At 71.3% G+C, this 13,553-nt stretch carries 15 protein-coding genes; 9 read left to right on the top strand and 6 right to left on the bottom strand.

The window, feature by feature from the left end; genetic code table 11:
* Positions 1 to 26: 26 nt before the first annotated feature.
* Together dapE and ACSMXX_RS10060 are read left to right on the top strand one after the other, a co-directional pair.
* A complete protein-coding gene (dapE, locus tag ACSMXX_RS10065) occupies positions 27 to 1,106 on the top strand; it encodes a succinyl-diaminopimelate desuccinylase (RefSeq protein ID WP_473183694.1) in 1,080 nt (359 codons plus the stop codon).
* A gap of 180 nt (positions 1,107 to 1,286) precedes the next feature.
* Positions 1,287 to 2,039 carry an LOG family protein gene (locus ACSMXX_RS10060; protein ID WP_473183693.1) on the top strand — a complete coding sequence of 251 codons (753 nt, stop codon included), beginning with the start codon at positions 1,287 to 1,289 and terminating at the stop codon, positions 2,037 to 2,039.
* A gap of 43 nt (positions 2,040 to 2,082) precedes the next feature.
* On the opposite strand, the gene folP is transcribed toward ACSMXX_RS10060, so the two are convergent.
* On the bottom strand, positions 2,083 to 2,952 hold the full coding sequence (folP, locus tag ACSMXX_RS10055; protein WP_473184717.1) for a dihydropteroate synthase: 870 nt from the start codon (positions 2,950 to 2,952) through the stop codon (positions 2,083 to 2,085).
* Positions 2,953 to 3,155: 203 nt separating this feature from the next.
* On the opposite strand from folP, the gene ACSMXX_RS10050 reads away from it, so the two are divergent.
* Both ACSMXX_RS10050 and ACSMXX_RS10045 read left to right on the top strand, forming a co-directional pair.
* Positions 3,156 to 3,599 (top strand): DivIVA domain-containing protein, encoded by a 444-nt coding sequence (locus ACSMXX_RS10050; protein WP_473183692.1) that lies wholly within the window; start codon positions 3,156 to 3,158, stop codon positions 3,597 to 3,599.
* Complete coding sequence (locus ACSMXX_RS10045; RefSeq protein ID WP_473183691.1) at positions 3,589 to 4,203, top strand: DNA-3-methyladenine glycosylase I; 615 nt, start codon at positions 3,589 to 3,591, stop codon at positions 4,201 to 4,203. The genes ACSMXX_RS10050 and ACSMXX_RS10045 overlap by 11 nt, the downstream gene beginning before the upstream one ends.
* Before the next feature lie 31 nt (positions 4,204 to 4,234).
* On the opposite strand, the gene ACSMXX_RS10040 is transcribed toward ACSMXX_RS10045, so the two are convergent.
* Positions 4,235 to 5,023: an enoyl-CoA hydratase-related protein gene (locus ACSMXX_RS10040; protein WP_473183690.1), complete on the bottom strand. Its 789-nt coding sequence runs from the start codon at positions 5,021 to 5,023 to the stop codon at positions 4,235 to 4,237.
* Between the two features lie 310 nt (positions 5,024 to 5,333).
* Here ACSMXX_RS10040 and ACSMXX_RS10035 point away from each other — a divergent pair, with 310 nt between their 5' ends.
* Positions 5,334 to 5,501, top strand: a complete 168-nt coding sequence (locus ACSMXX_RS10035; protein ID WP_016469583.1) for a DUF3117 domain-containing protein — start codon at positions 5,334 to 5,336, stop codon at positions 5,499 to 5,501.
* Between the two features lie 154 nt (positions 5,502 to 5,655).
* On the opposite strand, the gene ACSMXX_RS10030 is transcribed toward ACSMXX_RS10035, so the two are convergent.
* A complete protein-coding gene (locus tag ACSMXX_RS10030) occupies positions 5,656 to 6,312 on the bottom strand; it encodes an O-methyltransferase (RefSeq protein ID WP_473184716.1) in 657 nt (218 codons plus the stop codon).
* A 201-nt stretch (positions 6,313 to 6,513) separates the two neighbouring features.
* Between ACSMXX_RS10030 and sigE the strand changes: the two genes are divergently transcribed.
* From sigE to ACSMXX_RS10010, 4 genes are all read left to right on the top strand, one after another.
* On the top strand, positions 6,514 to 7,287 hold the full coding sequence (sigE, locus tag ACSMXX_RS10025) for an RNA polymerase sigma factor SigE (protein WP_473183689.1): 774 nt from the start codon (positions 6,514 to 6,516) through the stop codon (positions 7,285 to 7,287).
* On the top strand, positions 7,284 to 8,342 hold the full coding sequence (locus tag ACSMXX_RS10020; RefSeq protein WP_473183688.1) for a hypothetical protein: 1,059 nt from the start codon (positions 7,284 to 7,286) through the stop codon (positions 8,340 to 8,342). The genes sigE and ACSMXX_RS10020 overlap by 4 nt, the downstream gene beginning before the upstream one ends.
* A 210-nt stretch (positions 8,343 to 8,552) precedes the next feature.
* The gene (locus ACSMXX_RS10015; protein WP_473183687.1) at positions 8,553 to 9,047 is read left to right on the top strand and encodes a sec-independent translocase; all 495 of its coding nucleotides are present in this window, start codon (positions 8,553 to 8,555) and stop codon (positions 9,045 to 9,047) included.
* A gap of 218 nt (positions 9,048 to 9,265) precedes the next feature.
* The gene (locus ACSMXX_RS10010) at positions 9,266 to 9,919 is read left to right on the top strand and encodes a hypothetical protein (protein ID WP_473183686.1); all 654 of its coding nucleotides are present in this window, start codon (positions 9,266 to 9,268) and stop codon (positions 9,917 to 9,919) included.
* A 188-nt stretch (positions 9,920 to 10,107) separates the two neighbouring features.
* Here ACSMXX_RS10010 and ACSMXX_RS10005 read toward each other — a convergent pair whose 3' ends face one another.
* The 3 genes from ACSMXX_RS10005 to ACSMXX_RS09995 form a co-directional block, all read right to left on the bottom strand.
* Positions 10,108 to 11,295, bottom strand: coding sequence for an Mrp/NBP35 family ATP-binding protein (locus ACSMXX_RS10005; protein ID WP_473183685.1), 1,188 nt, complete (start codon positions 11,293 to 11,295; stop codon positions 10,108 to 10,110).
* 153 nt (positions 11,296 to 11,448) lie between these two features.
* The gene (locus ACSMXX_RS10000; protein ID WP_473183684.1) at positions 11,449 to 12,111 is read right to left on the bottom strand and encodes a DUF1003 domain-containing protein; all 663 of its coding nucleotides are present in this window, start codon (positions 12,109 to 12,111) and stop codon (positions 11,449 to 11,451) included.
* A complete protein-coding gene (locus tag ACSMXX_RS09995; RefSeq protein ID WP_473183683.1) occupies positions 12,101 to 13,438 on the bottom strand; it encodes a magnesium transporter MgtE N-terminal domain-containing protein in 1,338 nt (445 codons plus the stop codon). Before ACSMXX_RS09995 ends, ACSMXX_RS10000 begins: the two co-directional genes overlap by 11 nt.
* Positions 13,439 to 13,553: the final 115 nt, after the last annotated feature.

Genomic DNA, 13,553 nt, shown 5'->3' with positions numbered 1-13,553 from the left:
AGTCCCCCCGCCCGTAGGCTGTGTTCATGCTGAAAAACGGACTCGACCTGCACCAGGACGCCGCCCGGCTGACGGCTCAGCTCGTGGACATGCCGTCGGAGAGCGGGAACGAGCGGCCTCTCGCCGACGCGGTCGAGACCGCCCTGCGCGCGCTGCCCCACCTGGCCGTGGACCGCCACGGCAACAACGTCGTCGCCCGCACCCGCCTCGGCCGGCCCGAGCGCGTCGTACTCGCCGGGCACATCGACACGGTGCCCATCGCGGACAACGTGCCCTCCCGACTCGACGAGGACGGCGTGCTGTGGGGCTGCGGCACGAGCGACATGAAGGCGGGCGTGGCGGTGCAGCTGCGCATCGCCGCCACCGTGCCGGAGCCCAACCGCGACCTGACCTTCGTCTTCTACGACAACGAAGAGGTCGACGCGCATCTCAACGGGCTGGGCCACGTCGCCGAAGCCCACCCCGACTGGCTCGCTGGTGACTTCGCCGTGCTCCTGGAGCCCTCCAGCGGCCAGGTCGAGGGCGGCTGCCAGGGCACGCTGCGCGTACGGCTGTGCACCTCCGGAGTGCGTTCCCACTCCGCGCGGAGCTGGAAGGGCGAGAACGCGATCCATGCCGCCGCGCCGATCCTCGCCCGGCTCGCCTCGTACGAACCGCGGCGGAAGGTGATCGACGGGCTGGAGTACCGGGAGGGGCTAAACGCCGTCCGCATCGAGGGCGGGGTCGCCGGAAACGTCATCCCCGACGCCTGCGCCGTCACCGTCAACTACCGTTACGCGCCCGACATCGGCGAGAAGCAGGCCCTCGCACACGTACGGGAGGTGTTCGCGGAGTGCGGCGAGTGGGAGCTGACGGTGGACGACAGCTCGGCCGGGGCCCTGCCGGGGCTTTCGCACCCCGCGGCGAAGGCGTTCACGGACGCCGTCGGCGGCGAGGCGCAGCCCAAGTTCGGATGGACGGACGTCTCCCGCTTCAGCGCACTCGGAGTCCCGGCCGTGAACTACGGCCCCGGCGACCCGAACCTGGCGCACAAGCGCGACGAGCACGTGGACACGGCGAAGATCCTGCACTGCGAGGAACGTCTCCGTGCCTGGCTGACGTCCTGAACGGAACGGGAGGACCGGACGGTCCCGGCGGCCCGGAACGGCCGGAGGTGCCGAACCCGCCGGACGGCCTGAACCCGCCGTACACCTCGCCGCCGGGCGGAGTGCGGCCGTCTGTCACGTCTGTACGGGTTCCCCGTGCGTACGCTGAACCGGAATGACCGCAGTCGGAGGGAGCGTGGGATGACCAGCCCGGAGCGAGAGCGAGCACGGAAGCCGCGCGAGCAGCGTCTCGGCCCGGTGGTGCGCCGGCGCAAGCAGATGCAGGCCGAGACGACCGACCAGCGGCTGCTGGACACCACCGGACCTTCGGACTGGGTGCACCAGGACCCCTGGCGGGTCATGCGCATCCAGTCGGAGTTCGTGGAGGGCTTCGGCGCTCTCGCGGAGCTCGGCCCCGCCATCAGCGTCTTCGGCTCCGCCCGTACGCCTGTCGACTCCCCGGAGTACGACGCCGGGGTGCGGATCGGGCGGGCGCTCACCGAGGCGGGCTTCGGGGTGATCACCGGGGGCGGGCCGGGGGCTATGGAGGCCGCCAACAAGGGGGCGCTGGAGGCGGGCGGCACGTCGGTCGGGCTCGGCATCGAGCTGCCCTTCGAGCAGGGGCTCAATCCATATGTCGACATTGGTGTGAATTTCCGCTACTTCTTCGTGCGCAAGACGATGTTCGTGAAGTACGCGCAGGGCTTCGTCGTGCTGCCGGGCGGGCTCGGCACGATGGACGAGCTGTTCGAGGCGATGACTCTCGTGCAGACCAGGAAGGTCACGCGCTTCCCCATCGTCCTCTTCGGCAGTTCGTACTGGCAGGGCCTCGTCGACTGGCTGCACGGCTCGGTCGTGGCACAGGGCAAGGCGTCCGCGCGCGACGTCGAGCTCTTCCACGTCACCGACGACATCGAGGAGGCAGTCGCGGTGGTCACGAAGGAAGCCGGCTGACGCGGGGGTACGGCGGCCGCGGAACGGGGCGCGAAAGGCCCGCTCAGGCGAGCCCGCGCCGCGCCACGGCGGGCGGCCGGTGCCCCGCGATCGACGCGACCATCTCCAGCACCTGCTTCGTCTCGGCGACCTCGTGGACGCGGTAGACCCGCGCACCGAGCCAGGCCGAGACCGCGGTCGTGGCGAGCGTGCCCGTCAGCCGCTCCGTGACGGGCTTGTCCAGGGTCTCGCCGACGAAGTCCTTGTTGGACAGCGATACGAGCACCGGCCAGCCGGTGCGGGTCATCTCCTCCAGGCGGCGGGTGGCTTCGAGCGAGTGCCGGGTCGACTTGCCGAAGTCGTGCCCCGGGTCGATGAGGATGGCGTCCCTGCGTACGCCGAGGGCGGCCGCGCGCTCGGCCAGGCCGAGCGTCACGCGCAGGATGTCGGCCAGCACACCGCCCTCGCCGTCGTAGCTCACCCGGTGCGGGCGGGTGCGCGGCTCGGCGCCGCCCGCGTGCGTGCACACAAGGCCCGCGCCGTGCCGGGCGGCGACCTCGGCCAGGGCTGGATCGACCCCGCCCCACGCGTCGTTGATCAGATCCGCGCCCGCGGCGCAGACGGCTTCTCCGACCTCGTGGCGCCAGGTGTCCACGCTGATCACGATGTCCGGATGACGGCGGCGTACCTCGGCGACGAAGCCGGCGGTGCGCCGCACCTCCTCGCCGGGCGTCACTTCCTCCCCGGGGCCGGCCTTGACGCCGCCGATGTCGATGACGGCCGCGCCCTCGGCCACGGCCTTCTCGACCCGCTCCAGGGCGGGTTCGTCGCGGAAGGTGGCGCCGCGGTCGTAGAACGAGTCCGGCGTCCGGTTCACGATGGCCATGATCACCGTCTCGTGCGGCCCGAACTCCCGCTTCCCCAGGCGCAGCATCGCCATCCTCTCGCTCGGCACAAGGGGCGGCACGTGCCGTTTCCCCCGGAGGCGACCTTAACGGGCGGTGGAGAGCGCTCCTCTTCGAGACCTGTCGGTCGTGTCAGGGGGGCGTGGCACGATGCAGGGAGCATTGGAAGCCTTAGTCATCCGGACGTCCGCGAGAGGGCCCTCTCGCGAAAAAGTTCCTCGGGGAGTTGGCCGTGTTCTGGTTCCTGCTGATCTCGCTCGCCGTGGTCGTCGCCGCGGTCACGCTCGCCGTGGTGGGCAGCACCGGGGAGGGGCGGGGCGGCACCGCCATCGGCGGGCTCGCGGACGCCCCGCCCGACCAGCTCGACGAACCGCTGCCGGCGGGCCGTCCGGTCAGTCGCGTGGACGTGGACCGGCTCCGCCTGCCGGTCACGGCGCGTGGATACCGGATGCAGCAGGTCGACGACGTACTGGACCGGCTCGGTGCCGAACTGGCCGAGCGTGACGCCCGTATCGCCGAGCTGGAGTCGGCGCTCGCCGGCGCTCAGGCGGCGGCGATGGGGCGGGGCGAGCCGGTCGGACGCGGCGGGCCCGGCGCACCGCGCTCCGGAGAGCTCGGCGAGTACGGGCCGGGTCCGCTCGCGCAGGATTCCCCGGAGCGCGGCGATGGGCGTTGAGGGCGGTGCGCAGCCGGGTCCCGACGGGGCGCTGCGCTGCCCGTGGGGCCTGTCCGCCGAGGACTATGTCGCGTACCACGACAAGGAGTGGGGCCGCGCCGTCCACGGCGACGACGCCCTCTACGAGCGGCTGTGCCTGGAGGCGTTCCAGTCCGGCCTCTCCTGGCTGACGATCCTCCGCCGCCGCGAGGGCTTCCGCGCCGCCTTCGCGGGCTTCCGTATCGCCGAGGTGGCTGCCTTCACGGCGGAGGACGAGGCGCGGCTGCTCGGCGATCCGGGAATCATCCGCAACAGGGCGAAGATCCAGGCGGCCGTCGCCAACGCGAAGACCGCCGCCTCGCTCGGCGAGGGCGGCCTGGATTCGCTGGTCTGGTCGTTCGCCCCCGACCCGGAGGGCCGCCCCGCACCCCGCACGCACACCGAGATCCCCGCGGTGACGGACGAGTCGAAGGCGCTCGCGAAGGACCTCAAGAAGAAGGGCTTCCGCTTCGTCGGCCCCACGACGGCGTATGCGCTGATGCAGGCGTGCGGGCTGGTGAACGATCACCTGGTGGACTGCTGGGCGCGGAGCGAGATGCGCACGGGGGGCCGGCTGACCGGCTGAGGAGACCCGGGGCCGGGCCGGCCCTCGTGCGTCAGCGCCCCGTGAAGCGCGGCTTCTCCTTCTTCACGAACGCCTCGACTGCGGCCTGGTGATCCTCCGACGCGCCTGCGCGGACCTGGAGTTCGGCCTCCTTCTGCAGCGTCTCGGCGAGCGAGTGGCCGGCGCCGTAGGCCAGCGACTCCTTGATCGCCGCATAGGCGCGCGTGGGCCCCTGGGCGAGTTCGCGTGCCACGGCCGCGGCCTGCTCCGCGAGTTCGTCGTCCGGCGCGACCCGGTGTGCGAGACCCAGTTCCAGTGCCTCATCGGAGCGCACGCTCCGCGGGAAGAGCAGCAGGTCGGCGGCGCGGCCGGGGCCGACCAGGCGCGGCAGCGTCCAGGAGATCCCGGAGTCCGCGGTCAGCGCGATCCCGGCGAAGGAGGTGTTGAAGGCGGCCGATTCGGCGAGTACGCGGTGATCGGCGGCGAAGGCGAACCCGGCGCCCGCCCCGGCGGCGACCCCGTTCACGGCTGCCACGACCGGCTTCGGCATGCCCGCGATGGCGAGCGTGATGGGGTTGTAGTGCTCTTCGACGGTGCTGAGGGCGCTGCCTCCGCCTTCCGGCAGCGCGCCGATGTGTTCCTTGAGGTCCTGGCCGACGCAGAAGGCGCGCCCGTTGCCGGTGAGCAGCACTGCCCGTACGGCCTCGTCCTCGGCGGCGGCGCGGAGGGTGTCGCGCAGAGCCGACTTGAGTTCGGTGTTGAGGGCGTTCATCGCATCAGGGCGGTTGAGGGTGACCGTCGCAAGACCCTCGGTCACGTCATAGAGCACGGTGTCCGACATGGGCCAAGCATGGCCCAGAACACCGGGGCCCCGACAGGGCGTCCCCGCTGCGCTCCCACAGGTGCGGGGGTGCCGACCGGAGCGGCCGGGGAGGGGTTCCGCGGAATCACGGACGGGGTGAAGCGGAGCAGTATCGCAGCTTCGTCGACGGATTGAGTGGTTTTGTGCGAGAGCGAGTCACAAGTGATGCGACCTCTTGTTGGTCATCGGGTCCTGCCATGCGGGATAATGGCCGTGAAGCAATGTGTTCGATGCCGGTGACACGCGCGTTGTCGGCTGCGATCAGCTGGTTTCAGGAAGGGGAACGAGCATGGCGGCCATGAAGCCGCGGACGGGTGACGGCCCGCTCGAGGTGACCAAGGAGGGGCGGGGCATCGTCATGCGCGTTCCGCTCGAAGGCGGTGGGCGACTCGTCGTCGAGCTGACCCCGGATGAGGCGACTGCGCTCGGTGAGGAGCTGAAGAAGGTCTGCGGCTGACGCCCGGCAGCGGGGCCGCCCCGCCCGCGGCGGACCGAGCGAGCCATCAGTGGGTTCTCCACGGCCCCGGAGCACATCGTGCTCCGGGGCAGATGTGTACCGGCAGCGGTGCGCCGTCTCGCGCCGCCCGTCTCGTGTTTCACTGCGCACACCTTCACTGCGCGCGCTTGACCGCGCAGAGCAGACCGTCCCCCACCGGCAGCAGCGACGGCACGAGCGCGGTGCTCTCCCGTACGGCGCCAAGGAGTTCGCGGAGCTTGCGCACCTCGGCGGGCTGGGCTGCGGAGTCGACCGTACGGCCGTTGGCGAAGACCCCTTCGAAGCAGACGAGACCGCCGGGGCGCAGCAGACGCAGCGCCTCGGCGAAGTAGTCGAGGCACTCTGCCCGGTCCCCGTCGCAGAAGACCAAGTCGTAGCCGCCGTCGGCAAGGCGCGGCAGCACGTCCAGGGCGGAGCCCGGGATGAACCGCGCGCGGTTCCCGGTGAACCCGGCGGCACGGAAGGCCTGCCGCGCGGTCTGCTGCTGCTCGGGGTCGGTGTCAACCGTCGTCAGTACGCCGTCGGGCCGCATTCCGGCCAGCAGGTGGATGCCGGAGACGCCGGTGCCGGTGCCGATCTCGGCGACGGCCTTGGCGCCGGCGGTCGCGGCCAGCAGACGAAGCGTGGCACCGGTGGCGGGCGACACCGTGCGCACGCCGGCCTGCTGAGCCCGCTGCCGGGCCCAGTGCAGCGCCGCGTTCTCGGCGTCGTCGACGAGCTCGGCGCCGTAGGCATCGGCGAACGCCCAGCTCGACTGCCGGTTGCCGGTAATGGCCCTCTCCTGTCCCCGTCCTCCACGCCACGGTGACTGTATCCGTTGCCCCGGGAACCCGCTGATGGGACCGAGCGTTGTAGTGGGGTGGAAGGTGCAGGGGGTGCCGTGCAATTGCGATCGACGACTGTGCAGCGGGAAGAGCGCCAGGACCGGGAGCCGGTCAAAAGTGCTTATCCGGAGCTAACGGGCGAGGTGGTTATGGTTGGGATTCCACTGGACACCACCAGAGCCGACAGGGGAGGTGCGGCTGCTGTCCGGGACCGTGGAATGCTCCGGCGTTTTCGCAGGTCGGCGGACGAGCCGAAATCCGTGACTGACACCGCTGACCAGGTCCGCCCTGCCGAATCCGCGACCACGGCGACTTTCGACACCGATGCGGAGAGCCAGGCGTGGACCCCTCCCTCCTGGGAGGAGATCGTCAGCACGCACAGTGCCCGGGTCTACCGCCTCGCATACCGCCTCACCGGCAATCAGCACGACGCCGAGGACCTCACACAGGAGGTCTTCGTCCGCGTCTTCCGCTCCTTGTCGACGTACACGCCGGGCACGTTCGAGGGCTGGCTGCACCGCATCACCACGAACCTCTTCCTGGACACGGTGCGCCGCAAGCAGCGCATCCGCTTCGACGCCCTCGCCGACGACGCCGCCGAGCGTCTCCCCAGCCGTGAGCCCACGCCGCAGCAGCACTTCAACGACACCCACTTCGACGCGGACGTGCAGCAGGCGCTGGACACCCTCGCGCCGGAGTTCCGTGCCGCCGTGGTGCTCTGCGACATCGAAGGGCTGTCGTACGAAGAGATCGCCGCCACGCTCGGCGTGAAGCTGGGCACCGTGCGCAGCCGCATCCACCGCGGCCGCTCGCAGCTTCGCAAGGGCCTTCAGCACCGCTCTCCCGAGGCGCGCGCCGAACAGCAGCGCGCTCTGACCGCCGCGGCCCCCGCCGCCGGGAGCGGGGAGGTCGGTGCCGCGTGAGTGGCACGGGCATGGGTGCGAGAGCGCCGCAGCCGGAGAGAGAACTCACTCCGGCCGAGCAGCATCTCGGCGACCGTCTCGCCGCGTTGATCGACGGGGAGCTGGGACATGACGCACGCGAACGCGTGCTGTCGCACCTCGCGACCTGCTGGAGCTGCAAGACGGAGGCGGACGCGCAGCGCCGCGTGAAGAACGTCTTCGCGGACACCGCGCCCCCGCCCCCTTCGGACGGACTGCTGGCACGGCTCCAGGGCCTGCCTGCCGCCGGCCCCGGCGACGGGCCGCACGACGGAATGCCGTCCGGCGGCGACGGCGTCCGCCTCCCGGGCAGCGGCTCCCGCGGCGGGCTCCCCGGCACGTCGGCGCCCATGGCGAACACGGAGTCCGGCGGCTCGGTATGGGCCTTCGACCAGCTGCGCGGAGGGCGCGGCGGAAGCGCGCTCGCGCCGGGCCGCGGCTTCCGGATACACGAGATGGAGCGGCTCTCCGCACGGGGCCGCCGCTTCGCCTTCGCCGCCGCGGGCGCCGTCTCGCTGGCGGCACTCGCCCTGGCGGGCGGAGTGGGCACTTCCGGTACGGCCGGCAGCGGATCCTCCGCCGCGAAGGGCGACGCGGGCACGGCCTCGGCCAGCTCTGTCCGTACGGCCAACGCGAGCGCCAGCAGCGACAGGGACCGCCGTCGCCGTGACACGAGCGCGATGCGCACCGAAGTGAGCGGCACGGTCCTGAGCGCGACCGCGTCGGCCGGCGACAGCAGCGGCGCGGCCCTGAAGGCGGGCCGGGGCTCGGGCCTGCACCGCGGTGCTCCTTGGGCGGCGCCCACGGCGCCTCCGGTGGAGGGCGGGCGGGCCGGCTCCGCCCACCCGCTGCTGCGTGAGGCCTTCCTCTCGTCCCTGGCTCTGCGGCCCGCGCAGCCTTCGGCCGCAATCGGCTCGTACGGCTTCGGGGCCGAGTCGTATGCGGGGCTTCCCGCGGACGAGTTCCCGGGCGGCGCCATCCGGAAGAGCGCGCCCTCGCCCTCACCGGTGACCACGGCGGCTCCACCCCGGCGCTGAGCCGCAGGGGCGCCGCGTGACGCGGCTCTCACCGCACCGGCTGAATTCCCGCCGGGCGAGAGGGAATTGCCGGTCCAAGGAGGACGGCGGCACCAGCGGGGCCGTTCCTGCGGATGCCGAGGTGGGCTCCCACGGCGGCGCGCACTCCGGGTACCGTGAGAGCGGGCCGTAGCACTGCCCGCGAACGCATGAGGATGAGGGAGCTGCAAGGTGTTCTTCGACATAGGACCCCTAGAGCTGGTCGCGCTCGTCATCCTTGCTGTGCTCGTCTTCGGGCCCGAGAAGCTGCCCAAGGTGATCCAGGACGTGTCCGGATTCATCCGCAAGGTGCGTCAGTTCTCCGACAACGCCAAGGAGGACATCCGCTCCGAGCTGGGACCGGAGTTCAAGGACTTCGAGTTCGACGATCTGAACCCGAAGAACTTCGCCCGCAAGCACCTGCTCGACGGCGACGACCTGGGCGTCAAGGAGATCCGCAACAGCTTCGACTTCCGCGACGACATGGCGGAGGTCACCGACGCGGTCAACGGCACCGAGAGTGTTGGCGCACGTGGCAGCGGCAGCAGCAGCGGCAGCGGCAGCCGTACGAGCCTGAGCAAGGGCGGGGCGGCCACCGGCCTGGATACGCCCGATCCGCTCAGCAAGGAGAGCCCCCGGAAGCGCCCGACGGGCGAGCCGCCGCCCTTCGACGCGGACGCGACCTGAATCTTTCGGGTCACATACCGGGGCACATCGCGCACCCCCCGCATCATCTGCCTCACGCGGGTCACCTGAGAGGCGCATCTCACGTCCCTGATGAAGGGCCGTTTTTTGGTCATGCCCGAAACGGCGGACCCGGGTGGCTATCCTCCCTGTGTCCGGGGTTCGCCGTCCGAGGGGGGCAGGCTGCCCGTGGCACAGGGCATTGAGGAGGCGTCGCACAGATGGAGACGACGAGTCGGGTGGCTGGTGAACCCGGGCCCGCCGCACCGGAAGAGACCGGTGCTGAGCGGGCTGTGGACGGGTTCCTGACGGCTTCCTTCCCGTGGTACGGCCTCGACGAGGCGTTCGCCGGACCACGCTGGCTGATGCAGGTCGGTACGACGGCGGACGGCACCGTCGAGCACGGTTCGACGGGGCACGGTGAAGTGCCCTCACTCAAGGTCGAGGCAAATCCGGACAACCAGCGCTTCGCGGTCGCCGTCACGGTCGCGAGCCGGCCGGTCCGGCGCAGCGCGGACGGCACCGGGGTGCTGGAGGCGACATCCGTGTCCACTGCGGCATGGCTCGCCGGCTCGGGGCTGCTGTCGTGCACATGGCCGCAGGAGATGGAGCGCGGGCTGCGGCAGGACTGGCTCGACCAGCAGACGGTGGTGGCCTGGGAGCTCGCCGACGATCTCGGCGGGGCCGGATGGTCCACGCTGACCCTGCCCGTGGACGGAGTTCCGACCGACTTCCACTACCGGGAGTCCGAGTACGGCTGGGTGCTCGCCGGAGCGGCACAGGAAGGCGTGCACATCGGAGCGTACGGGCGCGGCATGAGCGCGTACGGACTGGGTTTCGCCGTCGTCAAGGACATCACCAGCTACCAGCAGTGACCCGCGCGCAAGGCGTGTGAGGCAGCGCACAAGGGGCGTCCCCGCATCCGGGGACGCCCCTTGTGAGTGCGCGTACGTACGGAGGTGCGTGCGCGTACGCACGGACTCAAAGGAGCGGGGCGGAAGGAACCGGGCCCTCGACCGGCCCTCCTGCCCCTGCCGCTCCCGCCGGCGGTCGGCCGCCGCCGTCAGAACTTGTTGGTCGGCGTGAGCCCCAGCGACATGCCCGACAGGCCACGCTGCCGTGCGCCGATCTTGGCCGCGACGTCGCGCAGCGCCGAGCCCGCGGGTGAGTCCGGGTCGCTGAGCACGACAGGCTTGCCCTCGTCGCTGCCCTCACGCAGCCGCAGGTCGATGGGGATGCCGCCCAGGACCGGCACCTCGGTGCCGGTCGTCTTCGTCAGACCCTCGGCCACCCGCTGTCCGCCGCCCGTGCCGAAGACGTCGACCATCTCGTCGCAGTGCGGGCAGGGCATGCCCGACATGTTCTCGATGACGCCGACGACCTTCTGGTGCGTCTGCACGGCGATGGAGCCCGCGCGCTCCGCGACCTCCGCGGCGGCCTGCTGCGGGGTGGTCACGACCAGGATCTCCGCGTTGGGCACGAGCTGGGCGACCGAGATCGCGATGTCGCCCGTGCCGGGCGGCAGGTCGAGCAGCAGCACGTCCAGGTCGCCCCAGTAGACGTCCGCGAGGAACTGCTGGAGCGCGCGGTGGAGCATCGGACCGCGCCACACCACGGGGGCGTTGCCGGGCGTGAACATGCCGATCGAGATGACCTTCACGCCGTGCGCCGACGGCGGCATGATCATGTCCTCGACCTGTGTCGGACGGGCGTCGGTGCCCAGCATCCGCGGTACGGAGTGTCCGTAGATGTCGGCGTCGACCACGCCCACCTTCTGGCCCTCGGCGGCCAGCGCCGCGGCCAGGTTGACCGTCACCGAGGACTTGCCGACTCCGCCCTTGCCGGAGGCCACACAGTAGACGCGGGTCAGCGAGCTGGGCTGGGCGAACGGAACTTCACGTTCGGCCTTGCCGCCGCGCAGCGACGAGGCGAGCTCGCGGCGCTGCTCGTCGCTCATCACATCGAGTTCGACGGAGACGCGGGTGACGCCCGCGACATCCTGGACGGCCTCGGTGACGTTCGCGGTGATCGTCTCGCGCAGCGGACAGCCGGAGACCGTCAGATAGATCCCGACGTCGACGGCGCCGTCGGGTGCGATACCGATGGACTTCACCATGCCGAGGTCGGTGATCGGACGGTGGATCTCCGGGTCGTCCACCGTCGCGAGCGCGGCACGTACTGCGTCCTCGGTGGGAGGGGTCGCAGAGGGATCCCCCTCCCGTACGGACTCTGGGGGAGTGTCGGTAGCCATGCGCAAATGGTACGGCCGCCCGGCGCGGCCGCCGAAGCCGCGGGTGCGGGGAACTGGCAGAGCGGAACTGGCAGAAGGAACCGGCGATACCGAGGGCACGGACGGCCACGGATTTCGGACGGCATGGATGCCGGACGGCACGGATGGCATGGATCACACTCCGTGCGGCGGACTTCCCGTGCGGGTCCCGGCCTGTTCGGCCTCGCGGTCCATCTGCCCCGTCTGCTCCAGCTCCTTGACCAGCTCCTGCAGTTCCGAGCGGATCCAGTCGCGGGTGGCGACCTCGCCGAGACCCATCCGGAGCGAGGCGATCTCGCGGGTCAGGAACTCGGTGTCGGCGATGCTGCGTTCGTTCTGCTTCCGGTCCTGCTCCAGATTGACCCGGTCGCGGTCGTCCTGCCGGTTCTGCGCGAGCAGGATCAGCGGTGCCGCGTACGACGCCTGCAGCGACAGGGCGAGGGTCAGGAAGATGAAGGGGTATTCGTCGAAGCGCAGCGGCGCCGGCATCACCACGTTCCAGAAGATCCAGACCGTGACGACGAACGTCATCCAGACGATGAACCGCCCCGTGCCCAGGAAGCGCGCGATCTCCTCCGACAGCCGCCCGAAGGCGTCGGGGTCGTACTCCGGGAGCAGCCGCCGCCGCGGGGCGCGCGGCAGGTCCAGGCGGCCGCGGGTGCTGCGCTCCCGCTCGCGCTCGCGGGCTCCTTCGAGTTCCCGGTCCCGCTCGCGCTCACGTTCCCGCTCCAGATCGCGTTCGCGGTCGCGCACCCGCTCGCGGTTCCTCTCCCGCTCCCTGTCCCGTTCAGCCGCCATGCCGTACGACTCCCTCCGCTCGCGGTCCGGCACCGGGCAGCCGTTGCGCGGCCTCCTCACGCCAGTCGTCCGGCAGCAGATGGTCCAGGACGTCGTCGACGGTGACGGCGCCCAGCAGATGCCCGCCCTCGTCGACCACCGGTGCCGCCACGATGTTGTACGTCGCCAGATAGCTGCTCACCGCCGGCAGCGTGGTCTCCGGCGGCAGCGGGCGCAGATCGGTGTCGACGATCGAGCTCACGAGGGTGAACGGCGGGTCCCGCAGCAGCCGCTGGAAGTGGACGAGCCCCAGATACTTCCCCGTCGGCGTCTCGTCGGGCGGCCGGCAGACGAAGACCTGCGCGGCCAGCGGCGCGGACAGGTCTGCGTTGCGCACCCGCGCGAGCGCGAGCGCGACGGTGTCGTCCGGCTGCAGCACGATGGGTTCGGTCGTCATGATGTTTCCGGCGGTGCCCTCCTCGTACGACAGCAGCCGCCGTACGGGCGCCGCGTCCTGGGGCCGCATCAGCTGGAGCAGCCGCTCCTTGTCCGGCTCGGCGAGCTCGGAGAGCAGGTCGGCGGCGTCGTCCGGGTCCATGGCCTCAAGCACGTCCGCGGCGCGCTCGTCCGGCAGCTCGTCGAGGAGTTCGACCTGGTCGTCGGTGGGCAGCTCCTCCAGCACGTCGGCGAGCCGGTCGTCGTCGAGCGCGGCCGCGACCTCGACCCGGCGCTTCGGGGAGAGATGGTGGACGGTGTTGGCGATGTCCGCGGGGCGCATGCGCTCGAAGGTGGCCAGCAGCGTCGCCGCTCCCTGTTCCTTCTCCTCAAGGGCGAAGCCGGTCACCGCCGACCACTCGACGGTCAGGGCCTCGCCCCGCCGCCGTAGCGCCCCGCCCTTGCCGCGCCGAAGCCGCCGTACGAACACCTTGTCGATCTGCCAGTCGCGCCTGGCCGGCAGCTGCTGGATGCCGACGTCGAGGACGGTGACCTGCTCGCCGGTCTCCACCAGGGTCACCTGACGGTCCAGCAGCTCACCGAGGACGAGCGTCTCGGAGGGGCGCTGTTCGAAGCGCCGCATGTTCACGACTCCGGTGGTGATGACCTGGCCCGACTCCACACCCGTCACCCGTGTCATCGGCAGGAACACCCGTCGCCTGCTTACCACTTCGACCACCAGGCCGAGGACGCTCGGCGGGCGCTCCCGCTGCGGACGCCCGTCGCCCGGGGCGGGCTGGCCGCGCAGCATGACGACGACGTCGCGCACCCGCCCCACCTGGTCGCCGTTGGGGTCGAAGACGGCGATGCCGGAAAGGTGCGACACGAAGACCCGGGAGGCGCCTGCGGCCATCTGTCGGGCCCTCCTCGTCCGTCCGTACTCCGGTGCAAACGCACCCTTTGCCGCCTTCAGCCTAGCCCGGCGGCGGCCGGTGAGAGCGTGTGCGATGGTCCGGACGGCTGCCGTC

It is taken from the genome of Streptomyces sp. DSM 116795 (assembly GCF_055792905.1).
The sequence above is the reverse complement of the archived record's forward strand: the minus strand, read 5'-3'. Positions and strand labels throughout refer to the sequence as shown.